The following is a 14754-nucleotide window of genomic DNA, read 5'->3' as shown; positions in this document are numbered from 1 at the left end:
GCCGCAGTTGCATCCCGAGCGGCTCGTCGCGGCGGCGCTGCGTTCCTAGCGTCGTGGGTGACCACTCGCCCGACCGCCAGCCCTCTGGGAGCACCCCGTGACCGTCACGAACCCCGCGCCCGCCGTACCCCTGACCGGGACCGCGATCGCCCTGCACGACGTCCGCAAGACCTACCGCAGCGGACCTGCGACCACTGCCGCCCTGCGCGGCATCTCCCTGGACCTGAGGCCCGGGTCGCTCACCGCAGTCGTCGGGCAGTCCGGGTCGGGCAAGTCGACCCTGCTGCACTGCGCCGCCGGGCTCGACCGGCCCACCAGCGGGAGGGTCGTCGTGGGCGGCCACGACATCAGCTCGCTCCCCGACGACGACCTGACCCGCTTCCGTCGCGACCACATCGGCTTCGTCTTCCAGGCCTACAACCTGATCGGCCACCTCAGCGTGCGCGACAACGTCGGGCTCCCGCTGGTCCTCGCCGGCCGCCGGGCCGATCCGGCCTGGGTGGCACACCTGGTGCACCGGATGGACCTCGGCGACCTGCTCGACCGCCTCCCCGGCGAGCTGTCCGGCGGCCAGGCCCAGCGCGTGGCCATCGCCCGGGCCCTGGTGACCCGGCCCACGGTGGTCTTCGCCGACGAGCCGACCGGCGCCCTCGACTCGGCCACCGGTGCCGCGGTCCTCGAGCTGCTGCGCAGCACGGCCCGGGACCTCGGACAGACGGTGGTCGTCGTCACCCACGACAGCCGGGTCGCCGCCGCCGCCGAGCAGGTGCTCGTGCTGGCCGACGGCCTGCTGGTGGACGCGCTCGACGCGCCCACCGCCGAGCAGGTCACCGCCCGGGTGCTGGCGGCCGGCCGATGAGCGCCGTCCTGACGTCGCGGACCCCCTCCCCCTCGCCTGCGCCTGCTGCGCCGCCCGCGCCGCGCGGCCTGCGGCGCCTGGCCGTCGCCGGAGCGCGGGCCAACTGGCCCGGCGCCGTCGGGACCGGCCTGGTCATCGCCCTGGCCTCGACCCTGACGACGCTGACCGGTGCCCTGCTCGAGTCCGGGCTGCGCGAGCCCGCGGGCGGCGGCGGCCTGCTCGTCACCCTGGCGTCCTCGTTCGCCGGCACCGCGCTCGTCCTGGTCGTCATCGTCGTCGCGGCCACCACCACCCTGGCGCTGCGCCGACGGCGGCGTGAGTTCGCCTTGCTGCGGGCCGTCGGGGCGACCCGCGGTCAGGTACGACGCCTCGTCTCGACCGAGCTGCTGCTCCTGAGCGCCGTGGCCGCACCGCTGGGCGCGATCCCCGGACTCGTCCTGACCCGGTGGCTCGACCCGGTGCTGCGCGAGGCCGGCGTGGTGGGGCCGGGCTTCGCCTCGACCCTCTCGCCCCTCCCGGTCGTGGGTGCCGTCCTGCTCGTGGTGCCCACGGCCCTGGTGGCCAGCAGGCTCGCCTCGCGCGAGACCGTCCGGGCCGCCCCGACCGCGGCGATCGCCGAGAGCGCGGCCGAGCGCACCCCGGTGGGCGCCGTACGCCGGGTCGCCGCCGGGCTCACCGCGCTCGCCGGCCTGGCCGCCGCGGGCACCCCGCTGGTCGTGCCGGGCACGGCCGGTGGCGCCCTGGCCGCCACGTCGGCGTTCCTGCTCATCGGCGCGGCCGCCCTGGCCGGTCCGGTCCTGGTCGAGTGGACCTTCACCCGCGCCGCCCGCGCCGTGCCCCGGCGTACGGGCGCACCCACCCGGCTCGCGCTCGGCAACCTGCGCGGCTTCTCCCGACGCCTGACCACCGTCGTCGTCCCGCTCGCCCTGGTGCTCGCGGTCGGCACGACCCAGAGCACCGTCGACCGGGCCGTGCAGCAGGCCGCGACCGAGCAGCTGGCCGCGGCGATCGGCACCGACCTCGTGGCCTCCTCCGGTACCGGCCTCAGCCCCGCCGATCTCGAGTCGCTGTCGGCGGCGCCGGGCGTCACCGGCGTCGTCCCGCTCGCCGACGCCCCCGCCCAGGTGCGCACCGACGACGACACCGAGCTCCCCGACGCCCTGGTCTGGGAGTCGACCACCCTGCGCGCCGTCCCGCCCGACGTCGATCACCGGGTGTTCGACCCCGACGTCAGCGACGGCTCGCTGGCCGACCTGGGGGACCCCGACACCGTCGCGGTCAGCGCCGACACCGCCTTCGAGGCCGGGACCGGCGTCGGCGACACCCTCCACGTGCGCCTGGGGGGCACCGACGTCGGGCTGCGGGTCGTCGCCGTCTACGACCGCGGCCTCGGGGTCGGCAGCGAGCTGGTCGGCCCGCAGACCCTGGCCGCCCACGGGGTGACACCGACCGTGCACCTCGCGCTCGTCGAGGCCGACGGCGGTGCCGAGGTGGCCGGCACGACGTCCACCGCCGCGTACGCCGCCGCGGCCGGCAGCCCGGACGCCGGCACCCAGCACCTGTCGACCCTGTTGACCCTGTTCCTGCTGCTGTTCGTGGGCCTGGGCTCCCTCAACGCCCTCGTCCTCCTCACCGCCGGTCGCCGCGACGAGCTGCGCCTGCTGCACCGCAGCGGCGCGACCGCCCGACAGCTGCTCCTGATGACCGGTGTCGAGGCGGTGGTGACCGGCCTGGCGGCGTGGACCATCGGCACCGTCGCGGTCCTGCCCGCCGTCGTGGGGGTCAGCGCCGGTCTGCTGGGGGCGGGGCTCCCCGTCGTCGACCTCGCGACGTACGCCGTGCTCAGTGGCGCGGTCGTCACCCTCACCGTCGCCGCGACCCTGCTCACCGCCACCCGCACCGTCCGCGCCGCCACGCGCGTGGCGCGCTGACGCGCCGCTGGGGAGAGGGGTCCAGCTGGATCCCTCTCCTCAGTGCGGGATCCAAGCGGGGAGGGCGTCGACCGCAGGCGGCCCCGTGCGTCACGACCACCGCCCGGGACAGGAGCGAAGGCCCTGGAGACATGGTCTCCAGGGCCTTCCTTCGTGGTCCGGTCTCGGGTCCGAACCCAGAAGCTCCCGGTTCGCCACTACGGGTGAGAGGTCACCCGGCGATGCGATCTCGTGGGGAAAGCCTGCCGGATCGACGCGCCCCGGCCCATGGCCCGAACGAGCCATCTTCGACTGGCCCGGTCGGGCCAGGTGCCTCAGGCCCGGAGCTCGCGGCGCAGGATCTTGCCACTGGCGGTCTTGGGGAGTGCCGCGACGACCGTGATCGAGCGGGGGTACTTGTAGGCCGCCATCCGGTCGCGACAGAAGTCGATGAGCTCGGTCTCGGCGAGGCTCGCCCCCTCGACCAGCGACACGAACGCCGTGACCGTCTCCCCCCGGTAGTCGTCGGGGACGCCCACGACGGCGGCCTCGTGCACGGCCTCGTGGCTGCACAGGACGTCCTCGACCTCGCGCGGCCAGACCTTGTATCCGGAGGCGATGATCATGTCCTTCTTGCGGTCGACGAGGTAGAACCAGCCCTCGTCGTCCATGAAGCAGACGTCGCCGGTGCGCAGCTCGCCGCCGGGGAACGCCTCGGCCGAGACGTCCGGCCGGTTCCAGTAGCCGTGCGCGACCTGGGGACCGGCGATGAGCAGCTCGCCCAGCTCGCCGACCGCCACGTCGGCGCCCGCGTCGTCCACGATGCGTGAGCGCACCGACGCGATCGGGACGCCGATCGACAGCGCCCCCGAGACCGGATCGACCGGAGCGCGCCGCCCCGGCGGCACGATGTGGGTGATCGACGACGTCTCGGTCAGGCCGTAGGCGTTGTGCACGTAGCCGCCCAGCACCGTCTCGAGCCGGTCCGCCACGGCCGGCGCGACCGGCGCACCCCCGGAGTAGATCTTGGTGAGCGACGCGAAGTCGTCGGGTCCGACCCCCGGCACGGCGGCCAGCGCGGAGAACGCCGTGATCGCCCCGACGGTGAAGACCGGACGGTGCTCGCGGATCGCGTCCACCATCACCCCCGGGTGGAACCGGTGGCCCAGGACCAGCGGTGCCGGCAGCAGCAGCGAGAGCACGCCGTGCCCGACGAGACCGGTGATGTGGAACAGCGGGGCGGTGGCCAGGATGGCGTCGTCCGGCCCGAGCTGCATCCACTCGCGGTAGTTGCGGGCGTTGACGACGAAGTTGGCGTGGGTCAGCCGGGCGCCCTTGGGGTCGCCGGTCGTGCCCGAGGTGTAGACGAGGAACGCCTCGCTGTCGGGTCCGGGCGGCGCCACGGGCCCGGGCCGCTGCCCGGCGTACCGCGCGAGCAGGCCGAGGAGGTTCTCCGCCCCGTCCGCGGGCGGCACCCCGACGGGATCGAGCACCCGCTCGTCGTCACGGGTCTGGAAGTCACGGCCGGAGAACGTGATGACGACGTCCACCCCGCTGCCGGCCGCGAGGGCCGCCACCGCCACCGGGTGCACCTCGTCGAGGCAGACCAGGGCCCGCGCGCCGGAGTCGGCCAGCACGTGCGCGAGCTCGCGCTCCTTGTACATCGGGTTGACGGAGACCGCGACGCCGCCGGCCTTCCAGGTCGCGAGCATCGCGATGACGAACGCCGGGTCGTTCTGGCTGTAGATCGCCAACCGGTCGCCGGTGGTGAAGCCGCGCTCCTGCAGCGCCGCGGCCAGCGCGTCCGAGGCCGCGTCGAGCTCGGCGACGCTCAGCGTGGCGTCGAAGTAGCGGATGGCGTCCTGGTCGGGCGCCCGCCGCACCGCGTCGGCCCACATCGCCAGCAGGTGGGGGAACTCCGGCTCCACCTCGACCGGCTGCCCCTCGCGGTAGAGGGCGCGCCACGGTCGGTCGGCGTACGTCGTCATGCCGTCAGCTCACGACCCGCGCCCGGACGTCGACCACGATGTTGCCCCGGGTCGCGTTGGAGTAGGGGCAGACCTCGTGGGCCGCGTCGGCCAGCGCCTGGCAGGTCTCCTCGTCCACGCCGGGGATCTCGATGTCGAGGCTCACGGCCAGGCCGAACGCCTCGCCGACGGGGCCGATGCTGACCGAGGCGGTGACCAGGGATCCGGAGGTGTCGACGCCCTGGCGGCGACCCGCGACGCCCAGGGCCCCCTGGAAGCACGCGGCGTAGCCGGCGGCGAAGAGCTGCTCGGGGTTCGTCGCCCCACCCGGGCCGCCCATGGCCTCGGGCACCCGCAGGTCGAGGTCGAGGTGCCCGTCGTCGCTACGGGCGTGCCCGGCTCGTCCTCCGGTGGCGCTGGCGGTGGCGGTGTAGACGACCTTGTCGAGCTCGGTGACCATCAGGTGACCCTTTCGCTGGTGGGGTGGGGAACGGCCGCGGCCGCCGGTGGGACCGTGCTGCTCCCAGTGCCGTACTGCGCGCGCAGCAGGTTGAGCCCGCCGCCGGCCTCGATGACGTCGATGGCGTGCGGGCTGGGCGGGGTGCCCTGCAGGACCTGCCCGGTGCGGCCGACGCGCACGGTGGCGTTCTTCCAGTCGACGGCGACGTCGTCCCAGCGCTCGACGGCCTCGGAGATGCCGGGCACGGTCACCAGCGGCATCCCCTGGTAGAGCTCGCCGCGCCAGAACCCCGGCGCGTAGGACTCGGCGACGACGGCGACGACGCCGGCGTTGCGCATCGCGATCATGGCCGGGTAGTGCGGGTGGCCGTAGCCGAAGTTGCGCCCGCCGACGATGACGTCGCCGGGACGCACGTCGTCGACGAAGGCCGGGTCGTAGGCCTGCATCAGCACCGAGCGCAGCTTGTCGGGGTCGTAGTACTTGATGTTGGTGACCCCGATGACCAGGTCGATGTCGAAGTCGTCGCCGAACTTCCAGGCCACGCGGCCCTCGAAGACGTCCTGCACCTTCACGACATGACCTCCCGCGGGTCGGTGATGACGCCGGTCAGCGCGGAGGCGGCGACGGTGTAGGCCGAGCCCATGTAGATGCTGGCATCGGTGCTGCCCATGCGCCCGCTGATGTTGAGCACGCCCGTCGAGATGGCGTTGTCGCCCGGCTCCAGCGGCGAGGCGTAGCCCACGCAGAAGTCGCAGGAGGCCTGCGCCACCTGGGCTCCGGCCTCGGTGAGGATGTCGAGCAGACCCTCGGCCTCGGCCTGGTCGTAGATCTTCTTCGACGTCGGGACGACGTTGAAGCGCACGCCCTCGGCCACCTTCTTGCCCTGGAGGATCTCGGCCGCGGCCCTGATCTCCTCGATCCGGCCGCTGGCGCACGAGCCGATGTAGGCGTGCTGCAGGCGGGTGCCGACCAGGTCCTCGATCGGCCTGGTGTTGCCCGACTTGGCCGAGCCCGGCAGCACGACCTGGGGCGACAGGGCGGAGAGGTCGACGTCGTGGGTGGCGGTGTACGTCGCGTCCGGGTCGCTGTAGACCGGTTCGAACTCGTCGCGGGCCACGCGGCGCGAGTACTCCAGCGACAGCTCGTCGGGGTTGAAGATCGCCGACACGGCGCCGGTGAACATCGCCATCGCGCACAGGCCCTGGCGGCGGTCGATCGACATCGCCTCGGCGCCCGGGCCGGCGTACTCCATGACCTGGTGGGCGCACGCGTCGGCGCCGTACGTCGCGATGATGTGGTGCAGGAGGTCGCGGTTGTCCACGCCCTCGGAGAAGGAGCCCTCGAGGTGGAAGCGGGTGCTCGCGGGCACGTCGAGGTAGACCGCTCCGGTGACCCAGGCCTCGAGGAGGTCCTTGCGCACGCCCCAGCCCAGCGCACCGAAGGCGCCCAGGCCGCTGACGTGACCGTCGAAGTGGACCAGGAAGTTGCCGGGGGCGGCGTAGCCCAGCTCCGCGGCCACCTGGTGCCCGATGCCGACGCCCTCGTGGACCTCGACGCCGTTGAGGCGGCCCCAGTCACGGGTGACGTTGTGCATCTGCAGCTCGCGCTCGTTGGCGCGCGTCGTCATGTGGTCGATGAACAGGACGTAGCGCTCGGGGTCCTTGACCCGCTCGATGCCGAAGTCCTCCTTCATCTGGCGGAACATGACGTCGGTGTAGCCGGGGTAGTCGTAGGCGATCATGTAGTCGGGTCGGAACGGCGCGTTCTGCGCCGGGACCACGCTGTCGAGACCACCGGCGCGGGCCAGGATCTTCTCGGTGATGGTCGATCCCATGATCAGATCTCCTCTGCCGCGGGGAGGTAGGTGCGCTGACGCTCCTCCATCTCGGGGAAGCCGATCATCTGCACGAAGTCCTCGTGCTCCATGTAGCGGCCCGACACGTCCGGGAGCGGCTCACCGGCGGCCAGCCGGGTGAAGGAGTCGCGGATGGCGGTGGCGGCCGCGAGGATGCCGTGCGTCGCGACCATGGCGACCTTGATGCCGGCCTGCTCCATGGCCTCGTTGGTGAACTCGCGCTCGACCCAGGTCCAGGCGGTCAGCGACGCGACCAGGGGCACCCCGGTGAGCTCGTGGCAGCGCTGCCACTCCTCCAGGGACGAGAAGGTCTTGGAGACCGGCATGATCAGGTCGGCGCCCGCGGCGACGTAGGCCTCGGCGCGCTTGAGCGCCTCGTCGCCCACGGCGTCGGTGCGCGCGATCAGCAGCGCGTCGCTGCCCAGGCCGTCCTTGGCGGCGCGCACCTTGCCGGCGGCCTCGACCAGCGGCGTGAGCTCGACCGGGTCGCCCACGCAGATGGGGCAGCGCTTGGGCGAGACCTGGTCCTCCATGAAGACCGCCGAGACGCCGGCGCGACGCATCGAGGCGGCGGTGCGCCCGGCGTTGATCGCGTTGCCGTAGCCGGTGTCGATGTCGGCGATGATCGGCAGGTCCGTGGCCTCGTGGATCATCCGCACCGCGTTGACGCCCTCGGTGGCCGTGAAGACCTCGGCGTCCGGCATGCCGAGGCCCGCGGCGATCGCGAAGCCGGAGGCGCACACCGCCGAGAAGCCGGCCTGGTCGGCCAGGCGGGCGGAGAGCCCGTCCCAGACGCCGGGGGCGTGGATGACGCCGTCCTGCGCGAGGAGCTCGGGGAGGGAGAGTCGTGCCATGCGTATCACCTGTTCCGTAATGCGAATCCGAGTTCGCTATTCGATATGAGGTTAGGTCGTGAAGTTGCCCGGGTCAACCAAGTACGGCGACCCGACGAGGGGGTGGGGAGCTCAGGGACCCGCGAGCATGTCGGTGGCGGCGCGCCAGGCGTAGGTGTAGTTGCGGGTGTTGGCCAACCCGGTGACGTAGCCCTTGAGCTCGCGCGTCGCGGCCGCGTTGCCGGTGGCGTAGAGCCCGGCGACGGGGGTGCCGTCCCGGCGCAGCACGCGCGCCGAGGAGTCGATCGCCAGGCCCAGCGACGACAGGCCCACGCCGAGGACGTGCAGGGGCAGCGCGTAGAACGGTGCGGTCTCGACCGCCCCGAGGTTGGGGTTGGGGTAGCGCGGGTCGCCGTAGGCCTGACGCGCGAACGGCAGCGAGCCACGGGCGAACTCGAGGTCCTCACCGGTCCGGGCCGCCACGTTGTAGGTCGCCACCGTCCCGGCCAGCCCGGCGGCGTCGACCCCGATCCCCTCGGCGAGCTGCTCGAGGGTCTCGAACCTCAGCACCTCGTCGGGATAGTCGGCCCCCGGCGGGTAGGGCCCCAGCGGGTACTGCCGGCGGAAGGTGTCGTCGAGGACCAGCCAGCACGGGAAGTTGGCCCACTGCTTGCGTCGCGAGTCGTAGGTCCGCAGCCCTCGGATCAGGGCGCCGTAGTAGCTCTCGTCGCCGAACCGGTGGCCGTCGCGGTTGACGATCATCGAGTGCGGGAAGCCGAGGTTCTCCAGCAGCTGGGAGTAGAGCGGCTCGTCGCTGCCCGGGTGGGTCCGCTCCTCGAAGCGCGCGCCCAGCACCACGAACGGGTCGGCACCTCGGACGACGGCGGCGCCGACGTCCTGCCCGAGGGTGAGTCCGTCGCCCGCGACGACGGGCGGGGCCGCCTCGATCAGCTCCGGCACGTCCTCGAGCTCGGCGGCGTCCGGCGCGTTGCCGTAGCCCCCCACGGCGAGCACGACGCCCCGGCGGGCGCGGATGCGCACGGGGCCGTCCGGCCCCTCGGCGACCACGCCGGTGACCCGGCCGTCCTCGCGCACCAGCTCGGTGACCCGGTGCTCCAGGCGGCACTCGACGCCGCGCCGTACGAGGACCTCGCGGACGAAGCCGGCCGCGAGCCCCACGCCGTGGGTGAGCAGGTCGTCGTGCTCCCGCTCGGCCAGCAGCGCCAGCTTGGCGTCCACGTCACCGGCCAGCACGTGGTAGATCTCGTCGCGGGAGACACCGGTGCGGTAGTAGACGCTGGGGCGCAGGTGCTCGCGCCACGCGCCCAGCTCGGCGCCCGGGACCACGCACTCGACGAGCCGACCCTGGCTGGTCGAGCCCGGTCCCGGCTCGTAGAGGTCGGCCGCGCCGCGGATGAGGGAGAAGGGGACGCCGGCCTCGCTGAACCACCGGGTGGCCTCGACGGCGGACTCGAGGTAGGTCCGTCGGCGCTCACGGTCGACCGGCCGGTCGGCGCCCTGCACGTGGTCGAGGTAGCGCTCGGTCGCCTCGAGGGTGTCGCCGGCGTCGTCGAGGTGGTTGGCCCCGACCCAGCAGAAGCCGCCGCTGTAGGCGGCGACACCGCCGACCATGGTCGACCGCTCGAGCACCAGCACGCGGGCACCCAGGTCGTGGGCACGCAGGGCGGCGGCCAGGCCGCCCAGTCCCCCGCCGACGCAGACGACGTCGTAGTCGTCGCGACCGCGCTGCTCGCCGGTCATCACAGCACCGCCACGGGGGCGATCGGACTGCCGGTGCCGCCCGGGAGCGGCAGGGGCGTGGCCGCGATCAGGAAGTCGTGGCCCCCACGCTCCGCGAGGGCGTCGGCGAGCTCCTCCAGGGCGAGGTTGTGGAGCAGGTGCAGCCCGAGGTGGACCAGGCTGAGCACGTGGATCGGGAGGCGGTGCTCGTCGACGCCGGGGAAGGTGTCGCCGGAGCCGTCGGTGCCGAGTAGCCCGCAATCGAGGTCGGCCACGATGCTCATCGCGCTGTGGTGCAGCCCGGCGATCGGGCCGTACTTCTGCTCCGCGGTGCGCCCCTCGGCCGCCGCCGCGTTGACGGAGCCTGCGACCGCCCGGGCGCGCCCGGTGCGGATCAGCAGCGCGTCACCGGGGCGTACGTCGGGGGCCGCGGCCCGCAGGTCCTCGGCGGTGACCGGGTCGCCCCCGGGAAGGTGGTCGATGCCCCGCAGTCGCGGGACGTCGACCAGCACGCCGCGGGTGACGACGGGGCCGGCGCCGAGCATGTCGCAGCTCGACGCGCCGGCCATCGAGACCATCGAGCGGAAGGGCCGACCGTTCCAGCCGATGCCGCCGAGCCCGATGTGGCACAGCGCGTCCATGTGGGTGTTGTCGAGCCCGTGGCACTGCACGTGCAGCTGGTCGCTGGCGGCCTGCACCGGGCCGCCGGCGTTGGACCCCCACGCGGTGACCATCTCGTGGCGCACGGCGGCGTCGAGCCCCTGCGGGTAGTACGGCGGCGCCGCGACGTCCAGCGGCATCCCGAGCGAGACCGCCCGGCCGGTGCGGGCCGCGGCCGTGGCCCGGCGCACGTTGTCGGACGTCACCAGGTTGAGGGTGCCGCGCTCGTCGTCCGCGCCCCAGCGACCCCAGTTGGCGTGCACGCCCAGGCTCTCGCCGTAGGCGCGGACCTCGTCGGCGGTCATCTCGCCGGCGGGCTCGACGGTGGTCTCGCTCATCGCAGGAACTCCCGGTAGATGGTCATCGTGTCCGCCGCGGCCTGCGGCTCGGGGTCGGGCCACCACACGGTCGCCGGCGTGTCGACGATCCGCAGCAGGTCGTCGGGCACCAGGTCGGCGGCGTCGTCGAGCGCGTTGGCGAGCATGTCGTGGGGCCCCGCGACCAGGATCGCCGGACGGGTCAGCAGCGGCAGCCGGGCCCGGGTGTCGTAGTCGAAGGCGGCGCGGTAGGCACCGTCGTACGTCGCGCCGCTCTCGTGGATGCCGACGGCGTAGAGCTGCAGGTCCTCGGCGGAGGGCAGGCCGATGCTGCGGGCGGCCGCGTGGTCGACGCGGTACCACGGCCAGTAGAGGAAGACCTCGCGGCGCCAGTGCCAGGCGCGCTGCACGTGCGTCCCGAACGGGTCCGCGGCGAGGTCGGGGAAGTAGTGGGCCTGGAGGTCGTCGCGGAAGTCCGCGGAGATGACGACCGGCGCCTCGAGGACGGCGCGACCGATCCGCTCGGGTCGCGTCACCGTCATCTCCAGGGCCGTGCAGGCCCCGGTGTGGGAGCCCCACACGTCGAAGGAGTCCCAGCCCAGGGCGTCGGCCACGGCGAAGGCCTCCGCGGCGAGGTCACCGACGTCGGGGGTGCGGTCCAGCGGCTCGGACAGGCCGTTGCCGAAGTAGTCGAGGGCCGCGACCGTGCGGCCCTCGGCCAGGCCGCGGACGACCGGCTCGAACTGTGCGGAGGAGCCGCCGCCGGTGGAGAGCACCAGCAGCGGACGCCCGGTCGAGCCCGCCCGACGCAGATGGGCCAGACCGACGGAGGTCTGGACGTAGTCGTGCCAGAGCCCGGTGCCCGGCGCCGGCGTCGTGACGGGCACCGCGAGGGACGAGCCGTCGTCCGACTCCCCCGTGGCCGGCAGGGCCGACGCGAGCTCGGCGAGCGTGTCGACGCAGGTGGCGCCGGCGGTGGCGACGCCGCCACCGGTCAGCGCCCGGGTCAGCTCGTCCCAGGCGCGCACGTAGGCCTCGGGACGGGTGGTCGCGGCGACGAAGCCGGCGTGGAGCTCGCGGACGCCGGGCAGCGGGGCACCGTGGGTGCGCGGCTGGGTCGGGTCGTCGGGGCGCACGAGCCGCCGGTCGCGCAGGAAGGACCAGAAGGCGGTCAGGTGGGTGCCGTCGACGCGGGCAGCCGGCGACGGTGGCGTGGTGCCGTGGTCGGCCCAGGCGAGCGGGGCCCGCTCGTCGACCAGGACCGTGACGCCGCAGGGGGTTCCGGCCGCCGCGAGACCGGAGGCGACGCCGGGCACCAGCGCGACCGCGTGCTCGAGCGCGACGAGGTCGACCTCGGTCCGCCCCAGGAAGCCCAGGGCCGCCACGACCGTCTCCACGCGCTCGGCGAGCCCGCTGGCGTCGGCGCGGGCCGAGCCGCCGACCCCCGGGGTCTCCACCACGACGACCCGACGCCGGGGCAGCAGTGCCGCCAGCTCGTCGGCGACGCAGGACGCCGCACGGGTCAGCCCGGCGAGGACGACGAGGGTCCGCCCGGTGCCGCCGACGTACAGCCGCACCTGGCCGCGCGAGGTGCTCGCGTAGTACGGACGCGTCATGCGTGCCGCTCGGCAGCGGCCGTGGCGGCCGCGTCGATCTCGGGTACGGCGATCTCCGGGTCCAGGCCCAGGTGGCGGGCCACGAGGTCGGGGTCCTGGTCGAGCTCGGCCGGGGTGCCGGACGACAGGATCTCGCCGCGGTGGATGAGGTAGGCGTGGTCGCTGATCGGCAGCGCCTTGGAGGCATTCTGCTCCACGAGCAGCACCGTGGCCCCGGCGGCGTGGATGGTCGCGATCGCCTCGAAGACGATGTCGACCAGCGCGGGCGACAGCCCCATCGACGGCTCGTCGAGCAGGACCATCGTCGGCTTGGTCATCCAGGCCCGCGCGATGGCGAGCATCTGCTGCTCGCCGCCGCTCATCAGGCCGGCGGTCTGCTTCTTGCGTTCGGCCAGCCGCGGGAAGAGCTCCCAGACCTCGTCGAGGTCGGCGGAGCGCCTGCGGCCGCGGGCGAAGGAGCTGAGCTCGAGGTTCTCCAGGACGGTGAGCGGCGAGACGACCAGGCGTCCCTCGGGCACCAGGGCCAGGCCCCGGCGCACCGTGCGGTGCGCGGAGAGCCCGGTGATGTCCCTGCCGTCGAAGGTGACGCGCCCGCCGGTCGGCTTGAGCAGGCCGGCGACGGTGTTGAGGGTCGTGGACTTGCCGGCGCCGTTGGCGCCGAGCAGGGCGGTCAGCGACCCCCGCTCGACCTCGAGCGAGAGGCCCGTCAGGGCGGGGATGGTGCCGTAGCGGACGTCGAGGTCCTCGACGCTCAGGATGGACGACATGGTGGTGCCTCTACTTTCCGAAGTAGGCGCGGCGGACCTCGGGACGGCGCAGGCAGGTGTACGGCTCGTCCTCGGCGATGACCTCGCCGGCGGCGATGACCGCGACCCTGTCGCAGCTGCGCTCGAGGAGGCGCATGTTGTGCTCGACGACCACGACCGTCATGCCGTCGGACCGCAGCCGGTCGAGGAGCTCGGCGATGGGGAGCCAGTCGGCGTCGTTCATGCCGGCGGTCGGCTCGTCGAGCATGAGCAGGGTAGGTCGGGTCGCCAGGGCCCGGGCGATCTCGATGCGCCGCTGGTCGCCGTACGACATGGTCTCGGCGAGCCGGTCGGCCTGGTCGGCGAGACCGACGAACTCGAGCACCTCCTCGGCCGCGGCCCGGGTCTCCTGGCGGTCGCGGCGGTCGGTCGGCGAGACGGCCAGGCTGGAGAGCAGCGAGGCCTTGCGGTGCCGGTAGGTCCCCGCCTCGACCTGCTCGCGCACGGTCAGGCCACGGAAGAGCCGGATGTTCTGGAAGGTCCGGGCCACTCCGAGCGCGCTGATGGCGCGGGCGTCCTTGCCGGTGGCGTCCTGGCCGTGGATGGTCATCCGACCGCCGCTGAAGGTGCCGAAGCCGGTCAGCAGGTTGAGCAGGGTGGTCTTGCCGGCCCCGTTGGGCCCGGCGATGCCGAAGACAGTGGCCTCGGGCACGTCGAAGGTCACCGACGAGAGCACGTGCAGCCCGCCGAAGCTCTTGCTGATGGAGTCCAGGCCCAGGGCGGTGCTGCCGGTGCTGCCGGCGCCGCCGGTGCTGTCGGCGCCGCGGGCGCCGTACGGCGTCGGTCGTGCGGTGGTGTCGCTCATCGCGTCGCTCCTGCCTGGTCGAGCGCCGGGTCGGGTGCCGGGTCACGGGTGCCGTCGACGGCGTCGGGTGGCTGCCGCTTGCGCAGCCGCCTCTCGCGCAGCCGACGCCAGCGCAGCGGGTCGATCAGGCCGCCGGGGAGGAACAGGATGATCACGAGCAGCAGGGCGCCGTTGATGATCGACTGCCCCTCGGTGATGTACTGGCTGATGTAGACCGGCATCCCGGTGAAGACCGCCGCGCCGATGACCGAGCCGAACCAGTGGTAGGCCCCGCCGAGCACCACGCTGGCGATGATCGTGACCGACAGGTTGATGTAGAAGGTGTCGGGGTCGATGTAGGACAGCTGCGAGGCCTGCATCGCGCCGCCGACGGCGCCGATCGCGCCCGAGAGGCCGAAGGCGATGATCTTGACGCGGGCCACCGGTACGCCGAGGGCGGCGGCCACGGCCGGGTCCTCGCGGGTGGTGTCGGCGGCGACGCCGAACTGCGAGCGCTTCAGCAGGTAGAGCAGCCCGCAGACGAGCGCGAGCATGATCGCCATCTGCGGCATCGTGATCGTGTAGGCGACGACCTCGCCGGCCGAGCCGCCGGTGTAGTCGACGAGGTTGACCACGAACACGCGGGTGATGAGCACGAGGGCGACCGTCGCCAGCGCGAGCCAGTGGCTCGAGAGCTTGAGGAACACCCGGCCCACCAGCAGGCCGAAGAGGCCGGAGGCCACGGCGGCGCCGATGATCGAGCCGAAGAGCCCGAGGCTCGTCTCGTTGTAGAGCCAGATCGACCCGAAGGCGCCGATGGCGCCGAAGGTCACGGTGGCGAAGCTCAGCAGGCCGGTCCACAGCTTGACGTAGGTGGACAGGGCGAGCACGGCGCCGGCCATGGCGAACATGGTGGCGCTCTGCAGCAGGACCAAGGTGGGGTTCAT

Annotated in this window: 13 protein-coding genes; 2 read left to right on the top strand and 11 right to left on the bottom strand. The window is 73.5% G+C overall.

Going from position 1 to position 14754, the window contains the following annotated elements; genetic code table 11:
* The first annotated feature begins 97 nt into the window (after nt 1-97).
* Both FJQ56_RS11965 and FJQ56_RS11960 read left to right on the top strand, forming a co-directional pair.
* Nucleotides 98-859 (top strand): ABC transporter ATP-binding protein, encoded by a 762-nt coding sequence (locus FJQ56_RS11965; RefSeq protein WP_140009607.1) that lies wholly within the window; start codon nt 98-100, stop codon nt 857-859.
* Complete coding sequence (locus FJQ56_RS11960) at nt 856-2790, top strand: FtsX-like permease family protein (RefSeq protein ID WP_140009606.1); 1935 nt, start codon at nt 856-858, stop codon at nt 2788-2790. The genes FJQ56_RS11965 and FJQ56_RS11960 overlap by 4 nt, the downstream gene beginning before the upstream one ends.
* 314 nt (nt 2791-3104) lie before the next feature.
* Here FJQ56_RS11960 and FJQ56_RS11955 read toward each other — a convergent pair whose 3' ends face one another.
* The 11 genes from FJQ56_RS11955 to FJQ56_RS11905 all read right to left on the bottom strand — a co-directional run bounded on the left by FJQ56_RS11955 (nt 3105) and on the right by FJQ56_RS11905 (nt 14754).
* Nucleotides 3105-4757, bottom strand: a complete 1653-nt coding sequence (locus FJQ56_RS11955; RefSeq protein ID WP_140009605.1) for an AMP-binding protein — start codon at nt 4755-4757, stop codon at nt 3105-3107.
* Nucleotides 4758-4761: 4 nt separating this feature from the next.
* Nucleotides 4762-5196: an organic hydroperoxide resistance protein gene (locus FJQ56_RS11950; protein ID WP_140009604.1), complete on the bottom strand. Its 435-nt coding sequence runs from the start codon at nt 5194-5196 to the stop codon at nt 4762-4764.
* On the bottom strand, nt 5196-5768 hold the full coding sequence (locus FJQ56_RS11945) for a LeuD/DmdB family oxidoreductase small subunit (protein ID WP_140009603.1): 573 nt from the start codon (nt 5766-5768) through the stop codon (nt 5196-5198). Before FJQ56_RS11945 ends, FJQ56_RS11950 begins: the two co-directional genes overlap by 1 nt.
* Complete coding sequence (locus FJQ56_RS11940) at nt 5765-7030, bottom strand: 3-isopropylmalate dehydratase large subunit (protein WP_211350849.1); 1266 nt, start codon at nt 7028-7030, stop codon at nt 5765-5767. Before FJQ56_RS11940 ends, FJQ56_RS11945 begins: the two co-directional genes overlap by 4 nt.
* Nucleotides 7031-7032: 2 nt before the next feature.
* Nucleotides 7033-7905, bottom strand: coding sequence for an isocitrate lyase/PEP mutase family protein (locus tag FJQ56_RS11935; RefSeq protein ID WP_140009602.1), 873 nt, complete (start codon nt 7903-7905; stop codon nt 7033-7035).
* A 111-nt stretch (nt 7906-8016) separates the two neighbouring features.
* Nucleotides 8017-9645 carry an FAD-dependent oxidoreductase gene (locus FJQ56_RS11930; protein WP_140009601.1) on the bottom strand — a complete coding sequence of 543 codons (1629 nt, stop codon included), beginning with the start codon at nt 9643-9645 and terminating at the stop codon, nt 8017-8019.
* Nucleotides 9645-10622 (bottom strand): cyclase family protein, encoded by a 978-nt coding sequence (locus FJQ56_RS11925; protein ID WP_140009600.1) that lies wholly within the window; start codon nt 10620-10622, stop codon nt 9645-9647. The genes FJQ56_RS11930 and FJQ56_RS11925 overlap by 1 nt, the downstream gene beginning before the upstream one ends.
* The gene (locus FJQ56_RS11920; protein ID WP_140009599.1) at nt 10619-12217 is read right to left on the bottom strand and encodes an alpha/beta hydrolase; all 1599 of its coding nucleotides are present in this window, start codon (nt 12215-12217) and stop codon (nt 10619-10621) included. Before FJQ56_RS11920 ends, FJQ56_RS11925 begins: the two co-directional genes overlap by 4 nt.
* The gene (locus FJQ56_RS11915) at nt 12214-12984 is read right to left on the bottom strand and encodes an ABC transporter ATP-binding protein (RefSeq protein ID WP_140009598.1); all 771 of its coding nucleotides are present in this window, start codon (nt 12982-12984) and stop codon (nt 12214-12216) included. The genes FJQ56_RS11920 and FJQ56_RS11915 overlap by 4 nt, the downstream gene beginning before the upstream one ends.
* Before the next feature lie 10 nt (nt 12985-12994).
* Complete coding sequence (locus FJQ56_RS11910) at nt 12995-13828, bottom strand: ABC transporter ATP-binding protein (RefSeq protein WP_140009597.1); 834 nt, start codon at nt 13826-13828, stop codon at nt 12995-12997.
* Nucleotides 13825-14754: a branched-chain amino acid ABC transporter permease gene (locus FJQ56_RS11905; RefSeq protein ID WP_140009596.1), complete on the bottom strand. Its 930-nt coding sequence runs from the start codon at nt 14752-14754 to the stop codon at nt 13825-13827. Before FJQ56_RS11905 ends, FJQ56_RS11910 begins: the two co-directional genes overlap by 4 nt.

Source organism: Nocardioides plantarum, from assembly GCF_006346395.1.
GTDB classification, from domain to species: Bacteria; Actinomycetota; Actinomycetes; order Propionibacteriales; family Nocardioidaceae; genus Nocardioides; species Nocardioides plantarum.
The sequence above is the reverse complement of the archived record's forward strand: the minus strand, read 5'-3'. Positions and strand labels throughout refer to the sequence as shown.

What these genes read in the sequence shown, in the direction of transcription:
- FJQ56_RS11905 (WP_140009596.1), bottom strand. Translation starts at nt 14,754, where the DNA reads ATGAACCCCACCTTGGTCCTGCTGCAGAGCGCCACCATGTTCGCCATG.
- FJQ56_RS11935 (WP_140009602.1), bottom strand. Translation starts at nt 7,905, where the DNA reads ATGGCACGACTCTCCCTCCCCGAGCTCCTCGCGCAGGACGGCGTCATC.
- FJQ56_RS11925 (WP_140009600.1), bottom strand. Translation starts at nt 10,622, where the DNA reads ATGAGCGAGACCACCGTCGAGCCCGCCGGCGAGATGACCGCCGACGAG.
- FJQ56_RS11920 (WP_140009599.1), bottom strand. Translation starts at nt 12,217, where the DNA reads ATGACGCGTCCGTACTACGCGAGCACCTCGCGCGGCCAGGTGCGGCTG.
- FJQ56_RS11950 (WP_140009604.1), bottom strand. Translation starts at nt 5,196, where the DNA reads ATGGTCACCGAGCTCGACAAGGTCGTCTACACCGCCACCGCCAGCGCC.
- FJQ56_RS11940 (WP_211350849.1), bottom strand. Translation starts at nt 7,030, where the DNA reads ATGGGATCGACCATCACCGAGAAGATCCTGGCCCGCGCCGGTGGTCTC.
- FJQ56_RS11910 (WP_140009597.1), bottom strand. Translation starts at nt 13,828, where the DNA reads ATGAGCGACACCACCGCACGACCGACGCCGTACGGCGCCCGCGGCGCC.
- FJQ56_RS11915 (WP_140009598.1), bottom strand. Translation starts at nt 12,984, where the DNA reads ATGTCGTCCATCCTGAGCGTCGAGGACCTCGACGTCCGCTACGGCACC.
- FJQ56_RS11955 (WP_140009605.1), bottom strand. Translation starts at nt 4,757, where the DNA reads ATGACGACGTACGCCGACCGACCGTGGCGCGCCCTCTACCGCGAGGGG.
- FJQ56_RS11930 (WP_140009601.1), bottom strand. Translation starts at nt 9,645, where the DNA reads ATGACCGGCGAGCAGCGCGGTCGCGACGACTACGACGTCGTCTGCGTC.
- FJQ56_RS11960 (WP_140009606.1), top strand. Translation starts at nt 856, where the DNA reads ATGAGCGCCGTCCTGACGTCGCGGACCCCCTCCCCCTCGCCTGCGCCT.